The organism is Burkholderia crassaminum (assembly GCF_964265005.1).
In the GTDB taxonomy this organism is placed as follows: domain Bacteria; phylum Pseudomonadota; class Gammaproteobacteria; order Burkholderiales; family Burkholderiaceae; genus Burkholderia.
Window position 1 is genome coordinate 2,932,764 of the sequence record NZ_OZ183800.1, and the last position, 26,054, is coordinate 2,958,817.

28 protein-coding genes are annotated in these 26,054 nt (G+C 66.4%); 14 read left to right on the forward strand and 14 right to left on the reverse strand.

What is annotated here, in order from left to right:
* Positions 1-43 precede the first annotated feature (43 nt).
* The 9 genes from ACPTTF_RS30170 to ACPTTF_RS30210 all read left to right on the forward strand — a co-directional run bounded on the left by ACPTTF_RS30170 (position 44) and on the right by ACPTTF_RS30210 (position 8,358).
* Positions 44-1,327 (forward strand): lipase family protein, encoded by a 1,284-nt coding sequence (locus ACPTTF_RS30170; protein ID WP_423369373.1) that lies wholly within the window; start codon positions 44-46, stop codon positions 1,325-1,327.
* 142 nt (positions 1,328-1,469) lie between these two features.
* Positions 1,470-1,760, forward strand: a complete 291-nt coding sequence (groES, locus tag ACPTTF_RS30175; protein WP_048248265.1) for a co-chaperone GroES — start codon at positions 1,470-1,472, stop codon at positions 1,758-1,760.
* Positions 1,761-1,772: 12 nt separating this feature from the next.
* Positions 1,773-3,413 carry a chaperonin GroEL gene (gene groL / locus ACPTTF_RS30180; protein ID WP_166954854.1) on the forward strand — a complete coding sequence of 547 codons (1,641 nt, stop codon included), beginning with the start codon at positions 1,773-1,775 and terminating at the stop codon, positions 3,411-3,413.
* 202 nt (positions 3,414-3,615) lie between these two features.
* Positions 3,616-4,230, forward strand: coding sequence for a LysE family translocator (locus ACPTTF_RS30185; protein WP_423369374.1), 615 nt, complete (start codon positions 3,616-3,618; stop codon positions 4,228-4,230).
* A 46-nt stretch (positions 4,231-4,276) separates the two neighbouring features.
* Positions 4,277-5,569 carry a hypothetical protein gene (locus tag ACPTTF_RS30190; protein WP_423369375.1) on the forward strand — a complete coding sequence of 431 codons (1,293 nt, stop codon included), beginning with the start codon at positions 4,277-4,279 and terminating at the stop codon, positions 5,567-5,569.
* 544 nt (positions 5,570-6,113) lie between these two features.
* Positions 6,114-6,485, forward strand: a complete 372-nt coding sequence (locus ACPTTF_RS30195; protein WP_043178447.1) for a DUF6697 family protein — start codon at positions 6,114-6,116, stop codon at positions 6,483-6,485.
* A gap of 58 nt (positions 6,486-6,543) precedes the next feature.
* The gene (locus ACPTTF_RS30200) at positions 6,544-6,762 is read left to right on the forward strand and encodes a hypothetical protein (RefSeq protein ID WP_423369376.1); all 219 of its coding nucleotides are present in this window, start codon (positions 6,544-6,546) and stop codon (positions 6,760-6,762) included.
* Between the two features lie 132 nt (positions 6,763-6,894).
* Positions 6,895-7,416, forward strand: coding sequence for a PTS sugar transporter subunit IIA (locus ACPTTF_RS30205; protein WP_423369377.1), 522 nt, complete (start codon positions 6,895-6,897; stop codon positions 7,414-7,416).
* 48 nt (positions 7,417-7,464) lie between these two features.
* Positions 7,465-8,358: an acetylglutamate kinase gene (locus ACPTTF_RS30210; RefSeq protein ID WP_423369378.1), complete on the forward strand. Its 894-nt coding sequence runs from the start codon at positions 7,465-7,467 to the stop codon at positions 8,356-8,358.
* 57 nt (positions 8,359-8,415) lie between these two features.
* On the opposite strand, the gene ACPTTF_RS30215 is transcribed toward ACPTTF_RS30210, so the two are convergent.
* The 5 genes from ACPTTF_RS30215 to ACPTTF_RS30235 form a co-directional block, all read right to left on the reverse strand.
* Entirely contained in the window at positions 8,416-10,416 is a 2,001-nt protein-coding gene (locus ACPTTF_RS30215; RefSeq protein ID WP_423369379.1) for a family 2A encapsulin nanocompartment cargo protein cysteine desulfurase, read from the reverse strand.
* A complete protein-coding gene (locus tag ACPTTF_RS30220; protein WP_006479760.1) occupies positions 10,391-11,323 on the reverse strand; it encodes a family 2A encapsulin nanocompartment shell protein in 933 nt (310 codons plus the stop codon). Before ACPTTF_RS30220 ends, ACPTTF_RS30215 begins: the two co-directional genes overlap by 26 nt.
* A gap of 138 nt (positions 11,324-11,461) precedes the next feature.
* On the reverse strand, positions 11,462-11,683 hold the full coding sequence (locus ACPTTF_RS30225) for a helix-turn-helix domain-containing protein (protein WP_011356215.1): 222 nt from the start codon (positions 11,681-11,683) through the stop codon (positions 11,462-11,464).
* 8 nt (positions 11,684-11,691) lie between these two features.
* Positions 11,692-12,630 (reverse strand): serine O-acetyltransferase EpsC, encoded by a 939-nt coding sequence (gene epsC, locus ACPTTF_RS30230; RefSeq protein ID WP_166954867.1) that lies wholly within the window; start codon positions 12,628-12,630, stop codon positions 11,692-11,694.
* A 28-nt stretch (positions 12,631-12,658) separates the two neighbouring features.
* Complete coding sequence (locus tag ACPTTF_RS30235) at positions 12,659-13,129, reverse strand: rhodanese-like domain-containing protein (protein WP_166954869.1); 471 nt, start codon at positions 13,127-13,129, stop codon at positions 12,659-12,661.
* Between the two features lie 697 nt (positions 13,130-13,826).
* Between ACPTTF_RS30235 and ACPTTF_RS30240 the strand changes: the two genes are divergently transcribed.
* Positions 13,827-14,078, forward strand: a complete 252-nt coding sequence (locus ACPTTF_RS30240; RefSeq protein WP_423369380.1) for a DUF4148 domain-containing protein — start codon at positions 13,827-13,829, stop codon at positions 14,076-14,078.
* 86 nt (positions 14,079-14,164) lie between these two features.
* Here ACPTTF_RS30240 and ACPTTF_RS30245 read toward each other — a convergent pair whose 3' ends face one another.
* Complete coding sequence (locus ACPTTF_RS30245; protein WP_423369381.1) at positions 14,165-15,058, reverse strand: LysR family transcriptional regulator; 894 nt, start codon at positions 15,056-15,058, stop codon at positions 14,165-14,167.
* 106 nt (positions 15,059-15,164) lie between these two features.
* On the opposite strand from ACPTTF_RS30245, the gene ACPTTF_RS30250 reads away from it, so the two are divergent.
* The 3 genes from ACPTTF_RS30250 to ACPTTF_RS30260 are packed head-to-tail and all read left to right on the forward strand — an operon-like array spanning position 15,165 to position 17,098.
* Complete coding sequence (locus ACPTTF_RS30250) at positions 15,165-16,289, forward strand: TDT family transporter (protein WP_423369911.1); 1,125 nt, start codon at positions 15,165-15,167, stop codon at positions 16,287-16,289.
* A gap of 12 nt (positions 16,290-16,301) precedes the next feature.
* The gene (locus ACPTTF_RS30255; RefSeq protein WP_423369382.1) at positions 16,302-16,478 is read left to right on the forward strand and encodes a DUF5993 family protein; all 177 of its coding nucleotides are present in this window, start codon (positions 16,302-16,304) and stop codon (positions 16,476-16,478) included.
* A gap of 11 nt (positions 16,479-16,489) precedes the next feature.
* On the forward strand, positions 16,490-17,098 hold the full coding sequence (locus ACPTTF_RS30260) for a disulfide bond formation protein B (protein ID WP_423369383.1): 609 nt from the start codon (positions 16,490-16,492) through the stop codon (positions 17,096-17,098).
* Positions 17,099-17,155: 57 nt separating this feature from the next.
* On the opposite strand, the gene ACPTTF_RS30265 is transcribed toward ACPTTF_RS30260, so the two are convergent.
* The 4 genes from ACPTTF_RS30265 to ACPTTF_RS30280 form a co-directional block, all read right to left on the reverse strand.
* On the reverse strand, positions 17,156-17,947 hold the full coding sequence (locus tag ACPTTF_RS30265; RefSeq protein ID WP_423369384.1) for an alpha/beta fold hydrolase: 792 nt from the start codon (positions 17,945-17,947) through the stop codon (positions 17,156-17,158).
* A gap of 83 nt (positions 17,948-18,030) precedes the next feature.
* Entirely contained in the window at positions 18,031-18,357 is a 327-nt protein-coding gene (locus tag ACPTTF_RS30270; protein ID WP_423369385.1) for a DUF4148 domain-containing protein, read from the reverse strand.
* Positions 18,358-18,670: 313 nt separating this feature from the next.
* A complete protein-coding gene (locus ACPTTF_RS30275; protein ID WP_423369386.1) occupies positions 18,671-19,225 on the reverse strand; it encodes a cytochrome P460 family protein in 555 nt (184 codons plus the stop codon).
* Positions 19,225-20,268: an alpha/beta fold hydrolase gene (locus ACPTTF_RS30280; protein WP_423369387.1), complete on the reverse strand. Its 1,044-nt coding sequence runs from the start codon at positions 20,266-20,268 to the stop codon at positions 19,225-19,227. The genes ACPTTF_RS30275 and ACPTTF_RS30280 overlap by 1 nt, the downstream gene beginning before the upstream one ends.
* A 349-nt stretch (positions 20,269-20,617) precedes the next feature.
* On the opposite strand from ACPTTF_RS30280, the gene ACPTTF_RS30285 reads away from it, so the two are divergent.
* Positions 20,618-21,013, forward strand: coding sequence for a hypothetical protein (locus ACPTTF_RS30285; RefSeq protein WP_423369388.1), 396 nt, complete (start codon positions 20,618-20,620; stop codon positions 21,011-21,013).
* A 229-nt stretch (positions 21,014-21,242) separates the two neighbouring features.
* Here the strand turns inward: ACPTTF_RS30285 and ACPTTF_RS30290 are convergent, their stop codons facing one another.
* Genes ACPTTF_RS30290 through ACPTTF_RS30305 form a run of 4 tightly spaced genes read right to left on the reverse strand, consistent with a single transcriptional unit; the run spans position 21,243 to position 26,011 of the window.
* Positions 21,243-21,497, reverse strand: a complete 255-nt coding sequence (locus tag ACPTTF_RS30290; RefSeq protein ID WP_166954888.1) for an RNA-binding protein — start codon at positions 21,495-21,497, stop codon at positions 21,243-21,245.
* A 24-nt stretch (positions 21,498-21,521) separates the two neighbouring features.
* Positions 21,522-22,700 carry an acetate/propionate family kinase gene (locus ACPTTF_RS30295; RefSeq protein ID WP_423369389.1) on the reverse strand — a complete coding sequence of 393 codons (1,179 nt, stop codon included), beginning with the start codon at positions 22,698-22,700 and terminating at the stop codon, positions 21,522-21,524.
* Positions 22,701-22,704: 4 nt separating this feature from the next.
* The gene (locus ACPTTF_RS30300) at positions 22,705-23,643 is read right to left on the reverse strand and encodes a phosphate acetyltransferase (RefSeq protein WP_423369390.1); all 939 of its coding nucleotides are present in this window, start codon (positions 23,641-23,643) and stop codon (positions 22,705-22,707) included.
* Between the two features lie 19 nt (positions 23,644-23,662).
* Complete coding sequence (locus ACPTTF_RS30305) at positions 23,663-26,011, reverse strand: DUF3141 domain-containing protein (protein WP_423369391.1); 2,349 nt, start codon at positions 26,009-26,011, stop codon at positions 23,663-23,665.
* Positions 26,012-26,054: the final 43 nt, after the last annotated feature.

Here is a 26,054-nt window from a genome sequence, read left to right on the forward strand (position 1 = left end):
TGTCCGGCGCATCCGATCCGATCTCATCGACCTCCATCCGACCATGACGCTCCTCCCCTTGCGCGGCTGCGCCGCGCGCACGCTGCTGGCTTCGGCACTCGCCGTATCGTCGTTCCTTTCATACGCGGCTTCGCCCGGCCGCGTTCCCGCACCCGACCCGCTGCAGGGCGACGGCCGCGTGTCCGCGTTCTACACATGGGACCGCGACATTCCGGCGACGCCCGGCGTGCTGCTGCGCACCGAGCCGCTACCCGCGACGCTCGGGCTCGCGAGCGCCGGGCGCCAGCTGCGCATCCTCTATGCGTCGACCGACGGTGTCGGCGGCCACACGCCGATCGCCGTGTCGGGTGCGCTGTTCGTGCCGCGCGGCACGCCACCCGCCGGCGGCTGGCCGATCGTCGCGTGGGCGCACGGCACGTTCGGGATGGCCGATATCTGCGCGCCGTCGTGGTTTGGCCGCTCGTATCGCGACGTGCGCTACCTGAACGCATGGCTTCAGCAGGGGTTCGCGGTCGTCGCGACCGATTATCAGGGGCTCGGCACGCCGGGCCCGAATCCGCAGCTCAACAACCGCTCGAACAGCTACACGCTGCTCGACAGCGTGCGCGCGGTGCTCGGCGGCGTGCCGGGCCTCGCGAACGAGGTTGTGCTCGTCGGCCAGTCGCAAGGCGGCTCGGCCGTGTTCGCGGCGGCCGGCTACGCGAGCGCCTATGCGCCCGAACTCGCGATCCGCGCGACCGTTGCCACCGGAACGATCTACAACGCATCGCCCGCCACGCTCGCGTCGCTGCCGAAGTTCGACAGTGCGTACCGGCGCGATCCCGAGCGCGTCGACCCGACGCTCGCGTACCAGTTTTACTCGGTGCTGTCCGCGCAGCAGATCGACCCGTCGCTGCGTGCGGACGAAGTGCTGACCGACCAGGCGCTGCCGATCCTCGAACAGGCGCGCACCAGTTGCCTCGCGTCGCTCGAGGACGATGCCGCGCTCGCGCACCTCACGCACGCGAACACCGTGAAGCCCGGCGGCGATGCACGGCTGAAGGCGTGGTGGGACGCGTACCTGACGTACCCGACGCTGAAGATCGCCACGCCCGTCTTCATCGGCGCGGGCGCGGACGACGGGCTCGCGCCGCTCGAACTCGCGCTCGCGAAGGATGCATGCGCGGCCGGCACGACGGTCGAAGCGCACCTGTACGCGGGCCGCGAACACAACGGCACCGTGAACGCGTCGCTCGCCGATTCGATCCCGTTCGTGAAGCGCGTGCTCGCCGGCGAGACGATCCGCCCGGTCTGCACGCCCGCCGCGCAGCAGGCTGTGTCGCAGTAGCGGGCGCCACGCGCTTTGCACGACGGCGCGAATGCATTTCCGAATCCGTTATTGGATCGCGCCGCCGCGCATTTTTATACTCGTCAGCACTCTCTTCCAAAGAGTGCCAGCCAATTTCGACAGATCAGCACAGGACGAACAAATGAGCCTACGCCCCTTGCACGACCGCGTGATCGTGAAGCGACTCGACCAGGAAACCACCACCGCGTCGGGCATCGTGATCCCCGACAGCGCCGCGGAAAAGCCCGACCAGGGTGAAGTGATCGCCGTCGGCCCCGGCCGCAAGGATGCGGACGGCCAGCGCATCGTGCTCGACCTGCAGGTCGGCGAGCGCGTGCTGTTCGGCAAGTACGCGGGCCAGGCCGTCAAGGTGGACGGCAACGAGTTTCTCGTGCTGCGCGAGGAAGACATCGTCGCAGTCGTCAATCAATAACGGAGCGCAATCATGGCAGCGAAGGAAATCATTTTCAGCGACGTCGCACGTGCGAAGCTGACGGAAGGCGTGAACATTCTCGCGAACGCAGTGAAGGTCACGCTCGGGCCGAAGGGCCGCAACGTCGTGCTCGAACGCAGCTTCGGCGCACCGGTCGTCACGAAGGACGGTGTGTCGGTCGCGAAGGAAATCGAACTCGCCGACAAGCTGCAGAACATCGGCGCGCAGCTCGTGAAGGAAGTCGCGTCGCGCACCAGCGATGCGGCCGGCGACGGTACCACGACGGCCACCGTGCTCGCGCAGGCGATCGTCCGCGAAGGCCAGAAGTACGTCGCGGCCGGGCTCAATCCGCTCGACCTGAAGCGCGGCATCGACAAGGCCGTCGCCGCGGCCGTCGAAGAGCTGAAGAAGATCAGCCGGCCGACCACCACGAGCAAGGAAATCGCGCAGGTCGCGACGATCTCCGCAAACGGCGAGGAGTCGATCGGCCAGCGCATCGCGGAAGCGATCGACCGCGTCGGCAAGGAAGGCGTGATTACCGTCGAGGACGGCAAGTCGCTCGCGGACGAGCTCGATGTCGTCGAGGGGCTGCAGTTCGATCGCGGCTACCTGTCGCCGTACTTCATCAACAATCCCGACAAGCAGATCGCCGAGATCGAAAGCCCGTACATCCTGCTGCACGACAAGAAGATCTCGAACATCCGCGACCTGCTGCCGGTGCTCGAACAGGTCGCGAAATCGGGCCGGCCGCTGCTGATCATCGCGGAAGATGTCGAAGGCGAAGCGCTCGCGACGCTGGTCGTCAACAACATCCGCGGGATCCTGAAGACGGTGGCCGTGAAGGCGCCGGGCTTCGGCGACCGCCGCAAGGCACTGCTCGAAGACATCGCGATCCTGACCGGCGGGCAGGTGATCGCCGAGGAAACGGGCCTGACGCTCGAAAAGGCGACGCTGGCTGAACTCGGCCAGGCGAAGCGCATCGAGGTCGGCAAGGAAAACACGACCGTGATCGACGGCGCGGGCGATGCGAAGAACATCGAGGCGCGCGTGAAGCAGATCCGCGTGCAGATCGAGGAAGCGACGTCGGACTACGACCGCGAGAAACTGCAGGAACGCGTCGCGAAGCTCGCGGGCGGTGTGGCGGTCATCAAGGTCGGCGGTGCCACCGAGATCGAAGTGAAGGAAAAGAAGGACCGCGTCGACGACGCGCTGCACGCCACGCGCGCGGCCGTCGAGGAAGGCATCGTGCCGGGCGGCGGTGTCGCGCTGATCCGCGTGCGGCAGGCGATCCGCGAACTGCAGGGCGTGAACGCCGACCAGAACGCGGGCATCAAGATCGTGCTGCGCGCGCTCGAGGAACCGCTGCGCCAGATCGTCGCGAACGCAGGCGAGGAAGCGAGCGTCGTCGTCGCGAAGGTGGCCGAAGGCTCGGGCAACTTCGGGTACAACGCGCAGACGGGCGAATACGGCGACCTCGTCGAGTCGGGCGTGCTCGACCCGACCAAGGTCACGCGCACGGCACTGCAGAACGCGGCGTCGGTCGCGGGGCTGCTGCTGACGACCGATGCCACCGTGTTCGAAGCGCCGAAGGATGCGGCACCGGCGGCAGCGCCGGGCGGCCCGGGCGCGGGTGGGCCCGGGTTCGATTTCTGACGGCGTGTCGCGTGTGCCGGTTCGCCGGCATGCGCGGCGGGCGTGCACGGCCCCGTGCATGCACTGCAAGACGCAGGCAACGCGTGGCGACGAAAGTCGTCACGCGTTTTTTGCATGGGATCGGCGAAACCGGGCGGTGTGCCGGCCTGCCGGCGCGCTCGGGTAAGATGAACGCCCGTCTCGCCGCCCTACCGTCCGCGCCATGTCGACCACCATCAACACCTTGCTGCCGCTCGCCGGCGTCCTTTTGCTGAGTGTCGCCAGCCCCGGCCCGAACTTCGTGATCGTGACGTCCACCGCGGTCGCGTCACGCCGCGCCGGCGTGATGACCGGCCTTGGCCTGTCTGCCGCGTCCGGCACCTGGGCGGCCATCGCGATCGCCGGGCTCAGCCTGCTGGTCACGCATGTCGCATGGGTGCACACGGCGTTGCGACTGGCGGGCGCCGCCTACCTGATCTGGCTCGGCCTGAAAATGATCCTGACCGCGCGCAAGCCGTTGCCCGCCGCCGCACCGGCCGCCGCGTCCGACTGGCACGCCGCGAAAAAGGGCTACGTCGTCAGCATGACGAATCCGAAATCGGTCGCGTTCTACGGGAGCATCTTCGCGCTGATGGTGCCGGCCCATGCACCGGCATGGCTCGACCTCGCGGTCGTCACGCTGTCGGTTGCGATATCGGCCGCGTGGTACTGCACGATGGCGCTGCTCGCATCGCACCCGTCGGTGCGCGCGCTGCTGGTGCGTCGCAAGGCCGTGCTCGATACCGCGGCCGGTCTGCTGCTGATGGGCGTCGGCGGGCGGATGCTCGCCGGGCGTTGATCCACCCGGCTTCCGCTCACTCGTCGAACCTTCACCGTTCCCCGCCATGCCGACTGCACAAACCATACTCGACGACTACGAACGCCTCGGCTGGACCGGCAACGATCCGATGTCGCAGATGCTGGCCCTGCGGCGCGACGACCCGGCGGCGCTCGCCGACCTCGTGATCGCTTCGTTCGATCGAGAGCTGTCGCATACGACCTTCCTCGACGCCGCGCTCGACCTGATGGACGACACCGCTTTCGCGAACGTCGCCGCCAAAGCGTGGCAAAACGTCCGCAACGGCGCATGGAACGAGCGACTCGCGAGCGTGTTGTCGAGCGCGGTGATGCAGACGCCGCAGGTATTTTCCGGTCACTGGGACGTGTTCCTCGACGTCGCCACCACGAAGCGGTCGCCGCGCGTGTACTACGAGGAAAACGCGTGGCGGATGCTCGATCCGGCGACGGTCGAAGCATGGCGTGGCCGGCTTGCGGACGCCCCCTCCCGCGACGACGCGGCGCACGAACGCGCCATCGCACTGCTGCATTCGCGACACCCGGCAGCCATTCGCGACGCCGCAGCCCGGTTATTTCCGGACGATCCCGGGAAATGCGCCAACCGGCTCATGTCCGCCGGCTATGCGCAGGAACACGACACGTTGCGCGCGTTGCATGGCGAATCGCCGCTGCATATCGACTTCGGCGTGACACTGCGCGCGCCGAGACTCCGCGAGATGCCGAAGTGGAAACGCGAGATTCACGCGCATCATCCAACCTGGCATGCCGGCGAGGCGCATCGATCGGGCGCGCGCTTCGGCGGCGTGTCGACGCATCGATGCGGCCTGTGTCACGAGCCGCTGCATCGGTTGTTGCGGCTGCCGCACCCTGTTGAAGCAGGCATCGACAGCACGACGCCCTTGTCGTTCGACACCTGCCTGTCGTGCGTCGGCTGGGAGAGCGACGGCCCGCTGTTCCACCGGCACGACGATGCGGGCAACGCGTGTGCGCACCCGTCCCAGCAACGCGACAGCGCGATCCAGCCGGAGTATCCGGCCGCCGCATTCGTGGAGGCAGACGTTGCCCTCTTCGCCGCACCGGCACGCTGGACGCGGCAGGACTGGGGCGAATCGAACGACCGACAGAACCTGAGCCGTGTCGGCGGCGCACCGTCGTGGGTACAGTCCGCGTGGTATCCCGACTGTCCGGATTGCGGCCGCAAGATGTCATTCGTCATGCAGCTCGATTCCCACCTTCCGCAAACGGACGGCGGCGAATGGCTGTGGGGCAGCGGCGGCGCGAACTACACGTTCTGGTGCGCGCCGTGCCGCACCAGCGCGCATCTCTGGCAGTGCACGTAGCCCTTGCCCATAGCACGTAGTGCGCAGCACGCAGCACGCAGCACGCAGCACGCAGCACGCAGCACGCAGCACGCAGCACGCAGCACGCAGCACGCAGCACGCAGCACGCAGCATCGTCCCACACCGGCCGCGCAACCTTTACGACCTTTTTACTTGCAGCCGCGCGTGCGTTCACTAGAATGTGTTCGCAATCCATCACCGAGTACGCACCATGCGCATCCGAAGTCCTCGCCCTCCGAGTTGCTTTTCTGCCTGACAGGCAGGACGCCTGCGTCTCTCTTTTCCCGAGCCACCGTCCTGCCAGCAGGCGGACGGTGCGCGTCGTAGTCCTTCCCGTGCACGCTTGAACACGACGTCGATGCGTTAGCCGCGCATCGCGCAATGCGAGCGCGTTCACGCGGAAACTCCCGTATCACGACGCGCCATCGATCCGCCGCCGCGGCAACGATCGATTGGCATGCCTGCGTCCCGCATGCCGATCTCATCCAGTTTATTTTGCATACCTGATTTAACCAACGGAAGTTCCCGATACCGGAGCCCGATCATGTTCGAGATCGACAAGCAGTACACCCGCGAATTCATCCACACCGCGTGCGGCGGCAGCAAGCAGGCGTTCCTGCCGACGAAGAACGGCAAGGTCGTGGCCGCCTGCCTGCGCACGGACCTCAACCCGCATGCGCCCGACGTGATCCTCTGCGACGGTAGCGCATCCGCGCGGGCGGCCGGCAGGACGCTCGCCGCGCAACGCGATGCCATTCCGGTGTTCATCCGCATGGCAACCGACGCGTACCGCTTCGTCGGCCAGTACGTCGTCAGCGAATCGCTCACCGCACCGCTCGACTGCGCGCCTTACGTGCGCAACAGCAGCTTCACGTCCGGGCAGATCTCGCGCGTGCTCAAGCTCAAGCGCTGCTGACCCGCCTGGCGGGCGCCTCGCGCGCCTCGTCCCGGTCATCTTTCATACAGGAGCAATCATGCTTGGCCTGACGTTCTGGAAACACGTGATCGGTGCGCGGACCGATGCAATCCGCGATGACAGGGCGGCTGCACACGACCGGCACCGACGGGTGTCGAGGACGCTCGTGCTGGCCAGCGCCGCGGTGGCGTTCGCGGCGATCGCGTTCGGCGCGCCGGTCGTCGGCATTTCGGTGTTTCTGCTGACGACGCTGCCGTTCGTGCTGTCGGGCACCTGAGGCGGTGCGTATCGGGCTCGGTTCCATCGGCGATCGATACACAATTTTAATACCGGGCCCCCGCGTATCTGACACCGTCTTTACGCGGTTTTGTCTAGGATTTCCCTGTCATCCCGACACGGAGAGATCCGCATGCAAACGCAGCAGGCCGCCGCTGGCGGCCAACCCGACCTTCCCTACCGACGCGGCGGTGCACCGTTCGCGGCACGGCTGGCCGACGCCTGCCCGCCGGACAACATCCTGCTCGACGTGCCCGTCGAAAGCGCGATCCAGTTGTTCGACCTCGTCGCGCGAACTATCGAGCGCGGCAGTGGGGTATCCGCGGAACGGATCAGGACCGAACTGACGAAGCGCGAGCAACTCGGCTCGACCGGCCTCGGCCAGGGCGTCGCGATTCCGCATGCGCGCGTCGACGGCCTCCGCTCGGCCGTCGCGTTGTTCGTTCGCGCGCAGTATCCGTTCATCTTCAACGCGCCGGACCGCAAGCCCGTGCGTGAATTCATCGTGCTGGTCCTGCCGAAAGAGGACGATCGCGCGCACCTTGAACTGCTCGCCGACGCGGCGCGGTGTTTCAGCGAACGCCCGTTCCGGCAGGCATCGCGCGACGCGCTGACGCCGGCCGAGATTCACCAGTTGATGCAACGCACGCATTGATGCCGCACCGTGCGGCAACAGGCACTCCCTTCATCCATTCGGACTCCCATGTTCCCAGACCCTGAAAGTCCCACTCAGACGTCACGGCGCGTAGCCGGCCTCGCGCGCTCGCTGCCGTTCATGCAGGCCCTGCACGGGCAGACCGTCGTCATCGTCGATGGCGGCGCCGCTGGCGATGTGCGCGCCCGTCAGGCATTCGCGCAGGATGTCGCGCTGCTCGCACTCACCGGCGTTCGACCGATCGTCGTCCAGGGTGGTCCGGCCGCGTCCGGTTCGCAATCGATCCACGCCGTGCACGCGGCGATGGCGGGCGTCAATCATGAACTGGTGCGCCTGATCGGCAGTCACGGCGCCAAGGCGATCGGCATTGACGGTCACGATGGCGGCCTGCTGGTGGCAAGCGCGGATTCCGACCGCACCGACACGGGCACGGTCGCCCGGTTCGACGGCACCGCGCTGAACGCGTTTCTCGAAAACGGACTGGTGCCCGTCGTGATGCCGGTCGCTCCGGACGACGCAGGCCACGATCACCTGCTGCGCGCGGAACGGCTCGGCAGCCTCTTCGCGCAGCGCACGGGCGCCGTGACGCTGGTGATGATGGTCGAAGGCACGCTGCTGCGCGAACTCGGCGAGCTCGCCGGCCTCTACGGCATCACGGAACTCGAGCAATGGCTTGCCGAGCATCCGGCCGCCGCTGCGGCGCCCTGCGTGCGGGACGCGCTCGATGCGCTCGCGCACGGCGTGCAGAACGTCCATCTCGCCGATATCGGGCAACCCGAATCGCTGATCGACGAACTGCTGACGGAGGAAGGATCGGGTGTCGTGTTCTGCCGTCGCGGCAACACCGACCTGCTGTCGGAAACCCGCCGCTACTTCGCGGATTCGGCCAGCGTGCTGCGTGACGGTTTCAGCGTCGAACAGAAACAGGTGGTGCGTTTCTGACCGGGTAGCAGGAAAGCGCTTGCGGCGACCCGAAAAGGCCGCCGCAAGCATGCAACATCAACGACGCGTCGCCAGCCGCCGCACGACGCTCACCAGCGCATCGACCTCGTCGCACGTGTTGTAGAACGCGAGCGACGGCCGCACCGTTGCCTCGAGCCCGAAACGCCGCAGGATCGGCTGTGCGCAGTGATGCCCCGAGCGCACCGCGATGCCCTCTTCGTTCAGCGCCTGCCCGACTTCCTCGGTCTCATAGCCCTTCAGCACGAACGACAGCACGCTCGCCTTGTCGCGCGCGGTGCCGACCAGGCGCACGCCCGGCACCGGCGCGAGCACGCTCGTTGCATACGCGAGCAGGTCGTGCTCGTAGCGCGCGATGTTCTCGATGCCGACCCGGCTCACGTAGTCGAGCGCGGCGCCCAGCCCCACCGCATCGGCAATGTTGCCGGTGCCGGCCTCGAAGCGATTGGGCGGCGGCTGAAACACGGTGCGCTCGAACGTCACGTCCGCGATCATGTTGCCGCCGCCCTGCCAGGGCGGCATGTCGTCGAGGATCGCGCGCTTGCCGTACACGACGCCGATCCCGGTCGGCCCGTAGATCTTGTGCCCGGAGAACACGAAGAAATCCGCATCGAGCGCCTGCACGTCCACGCGCATGTGCGAAATCGACTGTGCGCCGTCGACGAGCGCCTTCGCGCCCGCGCGATGCGCAAGGTCGACGATCTCCTTCACCGGCACGACCGTGCCGAGCGCGTTCGACACCTGCGTGACGGACACGATCTTCGTGCGGTCGTTGAGCAGCTTCCGGTATTCGTCGAGCAGCACCTGCCCCGAATCGTCGACCGGAATCACGCGCAGCTTCGCGCCTTTCTGCGCGGCAAGCTGCTGCCACGGCACGATGTTCGCGTGATGCTCGAGGTTTGACACGATGATCTCGTCGCCTTCACCGACGTTCTGTACGCCCCACGACTTCGCGATCAGGTTGATCGCCTCGGTCGTGCCGCGCACGAACACGATCTCATCCGGCGACGATGCGCCGATGAAGCGCTGCACCGTTTCCCGCGCATGCTCGTACGCATCCGTCGCGCGGCCGGCCAACGCATGTGCCGCGCGGTGAATGTTCGAGTTCTCGTGTGCGTAGAAGTAGGCGAGACGGTCGATCACGGCCTGCGGCTTGTGCGTCGTCGCCGCGTTGTCGAACCACACGAGCTGCTTGCCGTTCACGCGCTCCTGCAGGATCGGGAAATCGCGGCGGATCGCGTTCACGTCGAACGGCGGATGTGCGCCGCGATGCAACTGACCTTGCGGTTCGGCTGCGTGCGTATCGTCGATGAAGTAACGCGGCACGTCCGAGCCCGATGCACGCGACACCGGCACGTCGCGATGCACGGCGAGCAGTTCGCGCAGCGCATCGTCGCCCGGCAGCCCGAACGCTTCCGGCGACGCGAGACCGTTGGACGGCACGACGATGTCCTGCGGTGTCGCCTGCCAGCCCTGCAGCGAACCGTCGGTGAAGTAGTACGGCGAGGCCTTCGCCGCACCTTCCGGCGCCGGCGCATTCACCTGCGGCACACCGAGCGCCGCGCCGCCGACGCGCGGTTCGAGCGCGGGTGCGATCGACACGGCGTTGTCGGGCAGCCCGTTCTGCGCGGCCGCATGCGGCGCAAGCGCCGGTGCGCGGTTGCCGAGCGACAGCACGTGGGTCGGCGCGGACGGCGCGAGGTTCGCGCCGGGCACTTTCCCTTGCGGGAGCGCGAGACCGGGCACGCCGGTGCCCGCACCGCCCGGCCCCGCGAGCGGCGAGCCGCCCGGGACCGGATTGCTCACCGACGCCAGGATCGGCGCGGCGGCCGGCAAGGCAGACGGCACGCCGCCGACCGCACCGCTGCCCGCCGACAACCCGGGCGCGGTGGCCTGCCCGGGCGGCGTCGCGAAGAACTCGGACGCGAGCCGTGCGAGCGTTGCCGGGTCGGGCAACCCTGCCGGCAACGGCGCGTGCGGCAGCGCGTGCGCGTCGCCGCCGGCCAGGCCGGGATTAACGGTAGGTGTCGGGATAGTCATGGAACTTGGCGATTTCGACGTCATCGAGGACAGCCAGCGCATCCGGCGAATGGACCGCGAGCGAGCAATACAGCGAGATCAGGTACGACGCGATCGCCTGGTTGTTGATCCCCATGAAGCGCACCGACAGGCCCGGGCCCTGCTCGCCCGCGACGCCCGGCTGATAGAGGCCGACGACACCCTGGCGCTTGTCGCCGACGCGCAGCAGCAGGATCTTGGTCTTGCCGTCCGCGACCGGCACCTTGTCCGACGGGATCAGCGGAATGCCGCGCCACGTGAGGAACTGCGAGCCGAACAGGCTGACCGTCGGCGGCGGCACACCGCGCCGCGTGCATTCGCGGCCGAACGCGGCGATCGCGAGCGGGTGCGTGAGGAAGAACGCAGGCTCCTTCCACACCTTGGTCAGCAGTTCGTCGAGATCGTCCGGCGTCGGCGCGCCCGTCAGCGGGAAGATCCGCTGTTCGTCGGTCACGTTCGCGAGCAGCCCGTAGTCGGGGTTGTTGATCAGCTGGCTTTCCTGCAGCTCCTTGATCGTCTCGATCGTCAGGCGCAGCTGTTCCTTGATCTGGTCGTGAGGACTGCTGTAAAGATCGGAGATCCGCGTATGCACGTCGAGCACCGTGCTCACCGCGTTCAGGAAATACTCGCGCGGTTGTTCCTCGTACGGCACGAAGGTCTGCGGCAGCACGCTTTCGTCCTCGAGCTGCGTGCACGCGGCACGCACGGCTTCCGGGTTCTTCACCTGGTTCAGGCGATAGATGCCGGCCTCGACCGGCACCCATTGCAGCAGATGGGTCAGCCAGCGCGGCGTGATCGTGGAAAGCTGGGGGACGGTCTTGGTAGCGTTCGCTAGTTGGCGGGCGGCGTGATCGCTCAGCGCGGCCGTGCCGCTTGCAACGGTCGACATGTGGGGCTCCGGGTTCTTAAGATGAAAAACGGGATTGCTTATGACGCTGGGTGATTATCGGAAGCACGCCCCTGCCGGCTCAACATGCTATAGCCGTCACGTCGCGTGCAACCGAAAGGGAAACGAAACCGGGCGACCTCAGGTGACGTACGCGCCCGGCAGCAGCGTCGAGATCGACACGTCGAATGCGCGCGCGATCTTGTCGGCCGTGACGATCGACGCGATCGCCTCGCCGCGCTCGATCTCGCCGACATACGAACGGTTCAGCCCCGCGTGCTCGGCCAGTTGCTCCTGCGACCACGTGCGCGCTTCGCGCAGCTTGCGCACGTTGGCGCCGAAGTGATGGATGAGGTCGCTCATCGCGCCTCCTAGGCGACACGCGCCGCCGCGCGCGGCGCGGCATTCGCTTCGCTGCGCAGCACCGCCTGCGTGATGTTCGCGCCGGCCGGCACGTCCTGCGTGAGCCACACGTTGCCGCCGATCACCGCGCCACGCCCGATCGTCACGCGGCCGAGGATCGTGGCGCCCGCATAGATCACCACGTCGTCCTCGACAATCGGGTGGCGTGCGAGCCCTTTCTCCAGATGGCCGGCCGCATCGCGCGGAAAGCGCTTCGCACCGAGCGTGACGGCCTGGTACACGCGCACGCGCTCGCCGATGATCGCCGTCTCGCCGATCACGACGCCGGTACCGTGGTCGATGAAGAAGCCCGCGCCGATGCGCGCGCCCGGATGGATGTCGATGCCCGTCTCCGCGTGCGCCTGTTCGGCGATGATCCGCGCGAGCAGCGGCAGGCCGAGCCCGTACAGCTCGTGTGCGAGCCGGTGGTGGATCATCGCGAGGATGCCCGGATAGCACAGCAGCACCTCGTCGACGCTGCCGGCCGCCGGATCGCCGTGGAACGCGGCCAGCACGTCGCTGTCGAGCAGCCGGCGGATCTCGGGCAGGCGCGCGGCAAACGCCTGCACGGCCGTCGACGCAACCTCGTCGACATGATCGACCGGCCCGTCGGCATTGCGCTGCCGCGCCGCGTAGCGCAATTCCAGCTTCACCTGCGCGAGCAGCGCGTTCAGTGCCGCGTCGAGCGCATGGGCCACGTGGAAGTTCTCGCTCTCCTGGCGCAGCTCGGGCGGCCCGAGCCGCATCGGGAACAGCACGCCCTTCAGCGCGCCGATGATCTGCGCGAGCGCTTCGCGCGCCGGCAGGTCGCGCCCGCCCGGTTCGAGCGAGCGCCGCTGCTTCTCGCGCCATGCGCGGCGCACCGTCTGCAGCGATTGAACGATGTCGTCGATGTCGAATGCGGCCATGCTGCTTTCTCCCTGTCTCGGCCGTGAATCAGTCCTGCGCCCACGGCAGGCCGCGAAAGCGCCAGCCGTTGCCGACGCCGCGATGCTGCCGTTCGTCGAGGTCGCCCTCGAACCCTTCGAGCACGTTGAATACCTGCGTGAAGCCACCCTTCGTCGCGGCCTCGGCCGCCTGCGCCGAGCGGTTGCCGCTACGGCACAACAGCAGCACGACGGCCGCCTTGCCCGTCTTCGCTTCCAGTTCGCGCACGAAGCGCGGGTTGCGCGTCAGGCTCGTGCCGGTCGCCCACGGCACGTGCAGCGATTCCGGCACGTGGCCGACGAATTTCCGCTCCTCGGCGGTGCGGACATCCACCAGCAGCGCATCGCCGGACGAGAACAGCGCCCACGCGGCTTCCGGCGCGACGCCGCCCGCATAGGGCGTGCCGGCCGCTGCAGCGGTTGCGCGCGCGTCTTCGAGCGCCTGTTGCGCAGCGGTTCGTTCTTCCAATGCAACCGTCATGACACTTCCTTGTTTTCGCTGATTCGTATGATCAAAGACACCGGGAATGCGGCCGTTGCAGCTTGGGTGCTGTCTATAGCCGTCAGCACCACTATGCGAGTGCCTGCCGGGACGCAGAACCAATAAAAATTCATTTCCTAATCAGCACCGGATGAATTGCTATCGCGGTTGTGCGCTATCGGGTGGATTGGTGCAATTCGTCGCGCGACAGCCCGGCATGGAAACGATCGCGCGGGAGTCAGGAAGGGGGGCCGGGTACAACGAGGCGCGCGCCAGGTGCCGATACCCCGACGCGAAAGGCTGGAACAGGTGGAAGCCTGTCGACGCGCCGGACGGCTCGTCGTGATGGAAGCCCAAGCCGAACGCATGGCTCGCATCGGCGTTCCTATATCAGGAACACATCGAATTCATACCAACGATATATTTTTCATCTACGAGCCCCGGCCCCAGGATATCGACCTTGCCCCGTCGGCACGATTGACGGGGTTCCAGACAGGCGAAGCGATCAACGCGTCAACGGTTCGATCTCCGCACCCGCGACGGATTCCGTACGGTTCGCTCATCACCTTATTTTATTGAGGATACCGACGTAAAATTCCGGCTCTCTGCCGGCGTTTCATTCACGATGGTCGCTCCGCCTGCGATCGCGGCGCCCGTTTACATGGGCGTCCATTCCTTACGCTCTCAGGAGAAGAACATGAAATCGCTCATTGCTTTCGCGCTGGCTGCCGCCACGCTGACCAGTGCCACCGCGGGCTTCGCGCAAACGACCTCGACGCCCTTGACCCGTGCCGATGTGATTGCCGACCTGGTGCGCCTCGAGCAGGCAGGCTACCAGCCCGCGGCAGGCGACGATCCGCACTATCCGGACGACATCCAGGCGGCCGAAGCGAGGGTCGCGGCGCAGGCCGCCGCGCAGCAGCACGGCACGGTCCAGGCCGGTCGTTGACACTGGGCGCGGGCGCCACGCGCCGCGATACGCCGAGTCGGAACGCTACATGCGTAGCGACTCGACTCGGGCGCGGCGACCAACGGTCAACGTGCGCGCTTGAACGAGCCGGTGGCGAGCTCGCGAAACGCGCGCGCGCTCGGACTCAAACTCCCGCCCTTTCGCCAGATCATCGAGAGATTGCGCTCGATCTTGAGGTCCTTGACGGGCAGTTGTACGAGCACGCCGGACGAGAGTTCTTCGATCACGGTGCTTCGCGACACCCACGCGATCGCATTGCCGAGCCGCAGCAGCTGCTTGATCGCTTCGGCGCTGCCGACCGAGAGCTTCGGCGCCAACGTCAAACCCCGCTGCGCATAGGCTTGCTCGACGACCGTTCGCGTTCCCGAACCGGGTTCGCGCATGACCAGCTCCGCTTGTCCGATTGCATCGGCGGTGAGTTGACGTTTGCGGGCCAGCGGGTGAGCCGGTGCAGTGACCGCGATCAGTGCGTCCCGGCCGATGACGGCGGCATCGAATGCCGTGGTGTCGTAAGGCCCTTCGATCATGCCGATCTGGCATTCGCTTGCGAGGACGGCGTTCTCGATGTCCTCGCTGTTCGAAATCCTGAGATCGACCGTGATGCCCGGATAGCGCGTGCGGAATTCATTCAGCACGGCCGGTAGCAGATAGACGCCGATCGTCCTGCTCGAACCGATGCCCAGCTGACCTCTCGCGAGGCCGGCGAACTCCCCGACCGCCGCCTCCGCCAGATCGGCCAGCGAAAAAATCTGCGCGGCGTATTCCGCAAGGAGCCTGCCCGCTTCGGTGGGCCGCATGCCGCGCGGCATGCGGTCGAACAGCGTCGCGCCCAGCCGTTCCTCGAGCTCCCGAATCTCGCGTGTCAGCGCGGGCTGACTGACGTGCAGCCGTTCCGACGCCGCCGTGACACTGCCGGTTTCGACGACCGCGTAGAACGCGGCCAGGTGGGTGAAGTTCATCGACATATATAACGGTGATATATGAAGTATCGAAACGATGTATTTTTATTATACAAAGCCGCTCCCTAGAATCCAGTCATACGGTTTCTCGACACGGGAGCATCCCATGAGCAAGATGAATTTGACGGCACACGCGCCGCGTGGCCTGTCCGGGAGCATCAGGCAATTCACGCCGAACTGGTTCGCGGTGACGATGGGCAACGGCATCGTATCGCTGGTGCTCGTCGCCCTGCCCGTGCAATTCGGCGGACAGCATGCGCTGGCGTCGGCGTTGTGGGCCATCGACATCGTGCTGTATCTCGCGTTTTCGGCGATGTTGATCGGCCGCGCGGTCCGGTTTCCCGAAACGATCCGGCCGCTGCTGCACCACCCGGTCCAGTCGATGTTTCTCGGCGCGGTGCCGATGGGCCTCGTGCCGATCATCAACGGCATCGTCCTGTTCGCGGGCGGGCATGCCGAGGCCAATGCGCTCGCGTACACGTTGTGGTGCGTCGATGCGCTGCTGTCGGTCGTCGTCGCGATCGGCGTGCCGTTCATGATGTTCACCGAGCAGGGACATGCGTTCGAGCGCGTGACCGCGGTCCTGCTGCTGCCGATCGTGGCACCGGAAGTGGCGGCGTCGGGCGCGGCCACCCTCGCGCCGCATTTCGTCGGCGCGCAGGCCCGTCTGCTGATCGGCGCGGGGTACGTGCTGTGGGCGATCTCGGTACCGCTCGCATTCGCGATCCTGACGATCGTGTTCTTCCGGCTCGTCATCCACAAGTTGCCGCACCGCGACCTCGGCGCATCGAGCTGGCTGACGCTCGGCCCGATCGGTACCGGCGCGCTCGGTCTGCTGACGCTCGGTCAGGCCGCGCCCGCTGCGTTCGCCGGGACACCGCTGGCCAGCGTGGCGATGCTGGCGCGGGACGTCGGCATTGCCGGCGCGCTCCTGCTCTGGAGCGCCGGTCTCTGGTGGCTGGCCTGCGCGGTGCTCTTCACGATCCGCTATTGCCGCGAAGGACTGCCGTTCAATCTCGGCTGGTGGGGTTTCACGTTTCCGCTCGGTGTGTATACCGCCGCGTCGCTGAGCCTGTACCACGTGACCGGTTTTGGCGGCTTCGCCGTATTCGGCACGGCGCTCGCGATGTTGCTCGGCGGATTGTGGGCCATCGTGATCGTGCGGACCTGCCGGGGAATGATGCGCGGCGGCCTGTTCCATGCACCTTGCCTGGCGACGATTTCAAATTAATCGAGGTAGATCATGTTCATCGGATTCATTCCATTCCTGTCCGCCACCGTGGCGCTCCTGTTGTCCCTGTTCGGGCGCAACAGGGCAGCCGGTGCGACCTGGTGGTTGACCACGCTGCTGGTTGCGGCTTGGGCCATCCATCACGGATCGCATCACCTTCCGCAGTTCGCCACCTACGGCTCCTGGTAAGAGGTCAAAAAATGAAAGCCAATCGCCTGATCGATTTGTTGGCACTGTACGGCGTCAATGCGGTGCTGCTCGTCGCGTTCTATTTTCAGCTGGCGCATGGTGAACTGCCGTGCTCGCTCTGCAATCTCCAGCGGATCGCGTTCATGCTGGTGGGCGCGGGACTGCTGTTGAACGTGTGGAACCGCGATCCTGCGCCCGCCAACTATGCGTTGAGCGCGGTCGGCGCCCTGGTCGGCAGCCTGATCGGGTTGATGCAGATGTTCCTGCACGTGTTGCCCGGCACGCCGCCGTATGGCGGTGCGATTCTGGGAATGCACATGTACACCGCGTCCTATCTCGCGCTGACCGCCAGCATCATCTATTGCGTGCTGATGCTCGCCTTCCAGGCGCGCCTGCAGGAGATCCAGATCGGTGCGGCGCGACCCGGCGAAGCGAGGCAGTCGCCGTTCGTCAGGCTCGCGGTCTGGCTGTTCGCGGCCCTGGTGATCGGGAACCTGGCATCCGTGTTCGTCGAAACGGGTTTCCACGCACTCTACAGCGATCCGCAGCACTATCATCTGCTGTACTGCGGCGATCCGGAAACCCTCGCCGGACCTGGTTCGACGAACTGTCGTCAATGAGGGTCGGGTGCCGCCGCTGGTGTCGGCATCGCCACACGCCAGCGGCGCGGCACTCGCTTACTGCGTATCCTGCTTCGCGCGCTCCGCGGCCGCGATGATCGCATCGGCCACGGCCTTCGGCTGGCTCAGCATCGACACATGGCTGCCGTTCACGCGCGTGACCGTCGCGCCGATCCGCTTCGCCATCGTTTCCTGCAGCGTCGGATCGATCATCCGGTCCTGCGTCGCGACGACGAACGTCGACGGCTTCACATGCCACGCGGCTTGCGTGACCTTCTCCGAAATGCAACCGCCATACCACGGCCCCTGGGTCGCCGCGACGACGCGCTGCTGTGCGGGCGGCAGGTCCGGCGCGAAATCCTGCGCGATCGCCTTGTCCGACAGCGTGGCGAAACCACCCGCGTCCTTGCGCAGCTCACCGGCCCATGCGGGTGCCGGCAGCCCTTGCGTGACGTCCGCGATCGACTGGCCGTTGTCGGGCGCGAACGCGGCGACGTACACGAGCGACTTCACCTTGTCGTCGTTGCCTGCATCGCTGATCACGACGCCGGCCCACGAATGGCCGACCAGCACGACCGGCCCCTGCTGCGCGTCGATCGTGCGCTTTGTCGCGGCTGCATCGTCGGCGAGCGAGCTCAACGGATTCTGCACCGACACCACGTGCAGCCCGCGCGCCTCGAGCAGCGGAATCACGCGGTTCCAGCTCGACCCGTCGGCGAAAGCGCCGTGCACGAGCACGACGTTCGTGCCCTTCAGGTCGTCCTTCGGCGCAGCCTGCACCGCGACCGCACCGAACAGCCCACCGATCACTGCGGCGGACACCAGAACGCGTTTCATCGAACCGGCCATCGTGTTGCTCCTTGCTTTGTTGTGTTGTTTGAAAGTGCTGCGGTAACGGCTGCGCCCGCACACGCGGCAGGCGCGGCACCGGATCACGAATGCGCGTACAGGTCGTCGTAAGCGTTCGGCGTGGTGTGCGCTTGCGCTGCACCGTGATGGGCGGCGGGCGTCGATGCGTCGGCCACGTTGTCGTCTTGCGACTTCGACGGGCCGTTCTGGTCGGAACGCGCGACCTGCAGCGCGGCGGCAATGTCTTCCGGGTAATGCGGCTCGCTGCGTGCCGGGTTGTAGCCGGCCTGTTCCAGACGGACGAGTTCGGCGCGCACGTCGGCACGCGTGAGGCCGTGGCCGGTATCGGCAAACGACAAGGCGGGGATGGCGGCGAGGACGGCAACGACGAGGATTCGAGCGGCTTTCATGAGGGTTCTCCTGGAAGGAAGCAGGTCGGCCGATCATTCGGCATCCGATCCAGATCGTCTGGCATCGAACGTGTCCTGCATGTCGACAGTAGAACCCGCGCACGTATCTGCGATGTTTCCGAAACCGGTGCTTTCTGCATGCCAGTTTTTCAGGAACGGCCGCAGATACAGTGCGATACAAACCCGGCTACCGCATCGTTCACAGCCCGGTCTGCCGACCTGCTCCCCGAAACCACACCCACCATGAAAAAAGGCGTGCCACGCGCGGCACGCCTTTTCAATCGAACACATCGAACACATCGAACCGGGTACGTTACGGCGCAAGCCGCGTGAACACGTAGTCGTGGTTCTTCACCCGCGCCTGGTGGCATGCAAAGCACGTCTGATGCTGACCGATATCGGCTGGCACGCCGTTGATGAAACGCCCGAAGCCCCAGCCGCCCGTCGACGCATAGCGGCGCGAGTCCTTCACCATCACCTGCACGGTCGTCGCCTGGCCCGGCACCGTCGCCGTCGGGAGCTCGTCGGACTGCTTGCGCTTGTACGCGAGCTTCACCAGGATCGTGCCGTCCGGAAACGGCAGCGTCGCCTGTTCGAGCGCCCGGATCGCGACGGGGTTGCCGAGCACCACGCGCAGCTCGTCGAGCGGCGCGGCCTCCTCGGCCGGCGCGACCATTTCCCACTTCCGGTAACCGGGCGGGATCGTCACACCGTAGATCGGCGACGCGGCGGACGCGGCGGCAGTGGCAGGCTTCGGCTGCTCCGCAAATGCGGGCGTGCTGCTCGCCGACAACGCACCGGCCAGCAGCACGCCCGCGACGCACCCACGACACGCGCCGCGACGCACCCTACCCATGCGTGCCCGCATCACTGGTGCTCCACTTGCAGGATCGCGTCCGCGAACGCCTGCGGCGCTTCCTGCGGCAGGTTGTGGCCGATCCCTCCGGTGATCGTCCGGTGCTGGTACTTGCCCGTAAACTTCTTCGCGTACGCGGCCGGTTCCGGATGCGGCGCGCCGTTCGCGTCGCCCTCCATCGTGATCGTCGGCACGGAAATCGCCGGGCCGGCCGCAAGGCGCCGCTCGATGTCGTCGTATTGCGCCTCGCCCTTCGCGAGCCCGAGACGCCAGCGATAGTTGTGGATCACGACGGCTACGTGATCGGGGTTCTGGAACGACGCGGCCGTGCGCGCGTAGGTTTCGTCGGAGAATTGCCATTTCGGCGATGCGAGCTGCCAGATCAGCTTGTTGAACGCATCGCGGTTCGTCGCATAGCCCAGCGCGCCACGCTCGGTCGTGAAGTAGAACTGGTACCACCACTGGAATTCGGCCTGCGGCGGCAGCGGCTTGCGGTTCGCCTCCTGGCTGCCGATCAGGTAGCCGCTCACCGATACCAGCGCCTTCACGCGCTGCGGCCACAGCGCCGCGATGATGTCGGCCGTGCGCGCCCCCCAGTCGTAGCCGCCGAATACCGCGCGGTCGATCTTCAGCGCATCCATCAGCGCGACGATGTCGACGGCCGTCACGGCCTGCTGACCGTTGCGCACCGTGTCGGCCGAGCGGAACGTCGTCGATCCGTAGCCGCGCAGGTAAGGCACGATCACGCGATAACCGGCCGAGACGAGCAGCGGCGCGACTTCCGCATAGCTGTAGATGTCGTACGGCCAGCCGTGCAGCAGGAACACGACGGGGCCGTCCTTCGGCCCGAGGTCCGCATACCCGACGTTGAGCACACCCGCGTCGATCTGGTGGATCGTGCCCAGCGACGCAACGCCGGCCGTGCGCTTCGCAGGCGTTGCATCGGGTGCCGACTGCGCGTGCGCCAGGGCGCTGAATCCGAGGTCGGCGAGGCTCAGGCTCGCCAGCGTCGTACCCAGGATCAGGCGGCGGCGGGTGTTCACGGTTTCAGGCATGACTCGTTCTCCAGTGTCGATCGCTAAGGAAGGGGCCCGCGGCACGTGCGGGCAGACGGGTATCACCGTTCGCAGCGGCGGCGCATGGCACCGCGCCGCCGTGTGAATCGCTTCACCGGTTTTATACCCGAGCCCTCCGGAGGCTTTGTATCCCAACGTATCTGTGTGCGAACACGACACACGACGATTCAAAAATCGGGCGGGAAATGCGGGTTCGCAGCGGGCCGCGTGCCACGCGCCGACATGCCTCGGCGGTTGCGTGGCCCTGCACGGCCTCTCGCTTCGGCACTGAAACGCGGCGATACTACGCCGCTTGCCCAGACAACCCACTCGATTGCAGGTGACCGACTTGACCGATACCAACGAACAAAACGCTCCCGTACAACAGGCGGGCTCGAAGCGACCGCCGCTCTGGCTCGCGACCATCCTGACCGTGTTCGGACTTGCTGCGTTGTTGTTCGCGTGGTTCTCCGGATACTCCACCGCCTACTGCGATACCCTTGGCGGTGCCGTGGTCTGGGTCATGATGTTCACGGCGGCTTTCGTTTTTGCCGCCTTCAGGGACTACGGGAATGTCTTGCCGGTCGGACTGGTAGCCTGCATCGCGCTCGCCGCGGCCATCCGGCGGTTTCAGCGCTTCAAGGTAACGTGGCGTCGGTTTTTGATTGCGCTGCTGTGTGTCTATGCCGCGATGACACTTCTCACGTGGCTGAGGGGCGTACACGGTACATGCCGGATCATCTAAGCGCTGACTCCGACGCGCAAGCGTCATGCAGGAAGGCTGGAAGGCTCGAACGCTGGAAGGCTGGAAGGCAAGAAGGCAAGAAGGCCGCGCATATCGTCGCGGCTGCATTACCAGACGCAGACCGGAAACAGCGTGGATGCGTGAAACCGCCGCGCCCCACCAACGAACGCAGGCCGCACGACAGCCGGCCCGCATTCACCACTCGAACCACGCAGCTGCACGAAGCGATTCAGTCCTTCCGGTCCGGCAGGATATGCGCACGAATCGAGCGGCCCCGCCACGAGATGTGATCGATCCGCGCGCGCAGCGTGTAGAGCGCCACCGACGACAGCGTGTTGAACCGGAGCAGCGCGATGGGGTTGCCGATCCCGGCCGGCACGCGCTCGATCGCATCGAACAGCGGGAATCCATGCCGCGTCAGGAACGCACCGACCTCGTCGTCGCGTGCGTGTTCTTCGACATTGACCAGCAATAGTTCGGCCATGAGGGTTTCTTTCCTGTTCGTCCGTCACCGGATCAGCCGGTGCGTATGTTGCGCAATCATCAGTTCTTCGTTGGTCGGGATCACCCACGCCGGTACGCGGCTCGATGTCGTCGTGAGCAGCGGCCCGCCCGTGCTGTTCGCATCGATATCGATCTCGACGCCGAGCCACGCGGCACGGCGCATCACCCCTTCGCGTATCGCCGCTGCGTGCTCGCCGATCCCCGCCGTGAACACGACGGCGTCGATTCCCTCCATCGCGGCGGCAAGCGAACCGAGTTCGCGCGCGATGCGGTCGATGTACAGCTCGATGGCGAAGCGCGCGTGTGGGTCGTCGCTCGCGAGCAGCGTGCGCATGTCGCTCGACAGGCCGGACACCCCGAGCAACCCGGAACGCCGATAAAGCAGATCCTCGACGGCGCGCACGTCCATCCCGAGTTCTTCCATCAGGAAGATCACGACACCCGGATCCAGGTTGCCGCAACGCGTGCCCATCGGCAGCCCGTCGAGCGCCGTGAACCCCATCGTGCTCGCGACGCTCTTGCCTGCCACCAGCGCACACATGCTCGCGCCGTTGCCGAGGTGGGCGACGACCGTGCGCCCGCGCGCCGCCTGCGGCGCGACGTCGGGCAGCACGCTCGCGATGTACTCGTACGAGAGCCCATGGAAGCCGTAGCGGCGCACGCCCCGGCTGGTGATCGACGCGGGCAGCGCGAACGCCTGGGTCACCGCGGGCTGCGTGCTGTGGAACGCCGTGTCGAAGCAGGCCACCTGCTCGATGCCGGGCTGCACCGTTTCGAGGATACGAATGGGCGTCAGGTTGTGCGGTTGATGCAACGGCGCGAGCGGGGTGAGTTTTTCCAGTTCGGCCACGATCTCCGGCGTGACGCGCACCGGGCCGCTGAAACGCTGCCCGCCGTGCACCACGCGATGGCCCACCGCCGCGAGACGGTGCCCTTCCTGATGATCCTCCAGGAACGCGGCGATCTGCGCGAGCCCTTCCTGATGGCCGAACGTATCGCCGCCGGCCCATTGCCGCTCGTGCCGCTCCGCGTGATGGTCGACGGCGCTGAAGTGCGCCGTGGCCGTGTACAGGCCGTCGACCTGACCGTGCACGATCAGCCCGAGCGTGTCGCCCTGCACGTCGAATGCGGAAAACTTGATGCTCGACGAGCCGGCATTCAACACCAGAATCACGTCTGCCATGGCGTTACCCCGCGCGCGTGGCCGCTTCGCGCTGCACGTTCGCGACGAGCATCGCGACCGCGCAGGAAGCCAGCCGGGTGATCAACGAATCGGCGCGACTCGTCAGGATGACGGGCACGCGCGCGCCGAGCACGATCCCCGCCGCGTCCGCGCCGGCCAGGAACGACAGGCTCTTGGCGAGCATGTTGCCCGATTCGAGGTCCGGCACCATCAGCACGTTCGCATGCCCGGCCACCGGCGAATCGATCTGCTTGATGCGCGCAGCCTCGGGATCGATCGCGTTGTCGAGCGCAAGGGGGCCGTCGACGAGCGCGCCGGTAATCTGCCGCCGATCCACCATCTTGCACAGCGCGGCGGCTTCGAGCGTCGACGGCACTTTCGGGTTGACCGTCTCCATCGCCGAGAGGATCGCCACGCGGACCTGCGGAAACGCCAGCGCATGCGCCAGATCGATCGCGTTCTGCAGGATGTCGACCTTTTCCTCGAGCGTCGGCGCGATATTGATCGCCGCGTCGGTCACGATCAGCGGGTCGGCGTGCGCGGGCACGTCCATCACGAAGCAATGGCTGATGCGCCGGCCCGTGCGCAACCCGGCATCGTGCCGCACCACTTCGGCCATGAGTTCGTCGGTATGAAGGCTGCCCTTCATCAGTGCGGACGCCCGGCCGTCGCGAACGAGTCGCACCGCCGCCGCTGCCGACGCTTCGCTGTACGGAGCATCGACGATCTCATGATCGGCGATCGACAGCCCGAACTCCGCGGCGGTCGCTTCGATACGTGCACGCGGGCCGACCAGGATCGGTTCGATCAGCCCCTTGCGCGCCGCCTCCAGCGCCCCCTCGAGCGAGCTTCGATCGCACGGATGCGCGACGGCTGTCGGCATCGGCGCCAGCGTCTGGCAGTGTTCGATGAGGCGGTGATATTTCTCGTGTCGGGTTTCCATTGCGGTTCCTCGCTGTCCGTCACTGCACGCGTTCGGGTGCCGCCAGCGGCCCCTTGGCCGGCAGCGTGGCAGGCGGCGCGCCCAATACCGCGCGAATGCGTTGCAGGGCCGCCCACTGTTGCTCGCTCACCGACGCACTTTGCACGCGCGCATCGCCCAGCAGCTTGTCCAGCAACGTCAGCAACCGCTGGCGGTCCTCCGGCCGGGCAAGCAGCGTCGGCAGCGTGGCGACGGCCCGTTGCGGCTCGTAAGTCGCGATGATCTCTTGCTCGCCATAGATGCGCCGCCACTGGTCGGGCGGCAGGTCCGGCAGGTACTCGGCGTAGGTTTCGGCGAGTTCACGCTCGGTCGCAAGCTTCGCCAGCGGAAACGGTTCGCCGCTGCGCTCGAGCAGGAACGCTGCGCGCGCTACCGCTTCGGTGTAGCCACCCCGGTCGATCGACGCGAGCGCCTCCTTCACGAACGGCAGGTCGCGCGGGTCCGTCGCCACCGGCGAAGCAGCGGGACGGTCGTGATACTGCTCCGCGAGATGCAGCATGAAGGGCTGGGTATACATCGTGAAGAACAGCGACTCGATGCTTGCATCGCGCATCGCACGGAAACAATCGAGCGACGCACTGACGATATCCGAGCCACGGCGTTCGAGCTTGCGCCACGGCTCGATATCGTCGGCCGGCTGGCGATGGGCCCTGATCGTGCTGGCGGCCGGCTTCAGCCAGCGAAGCCAGGGATTCAGGTCCGAAAACGCCCAGCGCTGGAAGCGCAGCGGATGAAAGTCGCGCAACAGCTGCGCCGTGGTCTCGTTCGATGCCTGCTGCACGTATGGCTGCATGAACAGTTCATACGCGCGCTGCGTGAATTCGGACAGCTCGGCGACGGCCTCGAACGCATGTTCGTCCTTGCGCCCGAAGCGGTTGAAATGCTGCGCGATCTCTTCGAGACGGTGCTCGGTGAAGGCAACTTCATACTCGACCTTCCCGTCGGTGCCCGTCACCTCCTCGATCGACATCGCATAGAGGCCGGGTGGCAGCGTTTCGACGGCATCGAGCACGCTGACGATCTGTGCGTGCTCCTTCTTCGCGACCTTGCCCGACACGAAGATGCCGAGATGCCCCACGTCCTCTTCCATCAACCCGATGATGACCTGCCCGCGCGACTTGATCTCCTCCGTGCTGCCGTAGATGTCCGCGACCCAGTTGAACGCCTGCTGCGGCGGCGTGATGTTGTCGCCCATCGACGCGAACAGGATGATCGGCGAGCGGATCTCGCGCAGGTCGAACGCCTTGCCCGACCCGTCTTTCACCTCGCCGGACCAGAGCTTGTTGCCGATGAACAGGTTGCGCGTGATCCATTCGATCTCTTCGCGGTTCATCAGGTAGTAGCCGCCCCACCAGCGCTCGAACTCGAGGAAGCGCGGCGGCTCGGTGTCGATGTGGTCATACACGTGGTAATACTTGTCCCACAACGTGTTCGCCGGGTTCAGGTTCTCGAAGTTCTGCACGAGATAGGCGCCGTCGAACTTGCCGTTGCCCAGGTCCGACGAGAACGACGCGAGCCAGGTGCCGCCGAGCAGGCCGCCGGCATAGCGCATCGGATTGTCGCCGGGCCCCTCGCTCCACGCGCCGCTCCAGTACGACATCGGGGCGCCGTTGATGACGATCGGCCCCGTATCGTCCGCCGACGAGCTCGCGAGCATCATCGCGGCCCAGCCGCCCTGGCAGTTGCCGACGACGGCCGGCTTGAGGCTGTCCGGATGCAGTTCCCGCACTTTCCGGACGAATACCTGTTCCGCGGCACACACGTCGAGCAACGTCTGGCCGGGCTCGGGCTCCTGGAAGAACACGACGAAATACACGGGGTGCCCCGCGCGCAACGCCACGCCGACTTGCGAATCGTCCTTGAAGCCGCCGATACCGGGGCCGTGTCCCGCGCGCGGATCGATGATCAGGTATGGCCGCTTGGCGGCATCGACGATCACGCCATCCGGCGGCTGGATGTGAACGAGCGCGTAATTGACGGGCCGTGCGAACTGCCTGCCGTCGAGCACGACGTCGTAGTCGAAATGCAGCACCGGCTTGAGCCCCTCGGCCATGCGCTCGACATATTGCGTGCCGCGCTCGCGCAGCGTGTCCCAGAACAGCAGCGAGCGCTGTGCGGCGTCGACCGCGTAATGCCATGCGCCCAGTGGCGAGAATGGCATGGCAAAGGGGGCGGCGGCCGGGTCGTGGCCGGGGCTGTCGCTGCCGTCGAGTGCTTCGCCCAATCGTTTCCCGTACTGCTCCAGCGCGTGCTGCGTGCGCTTTTGCAGGACGTGGACAATCTCCGTGGCGATCTCATGACTGCGCGCCAGTTGCGTGGCAGCATCCATAACACTGTTCTCCAGAGGGGCAAGGTCAATCTCGACGCATTCC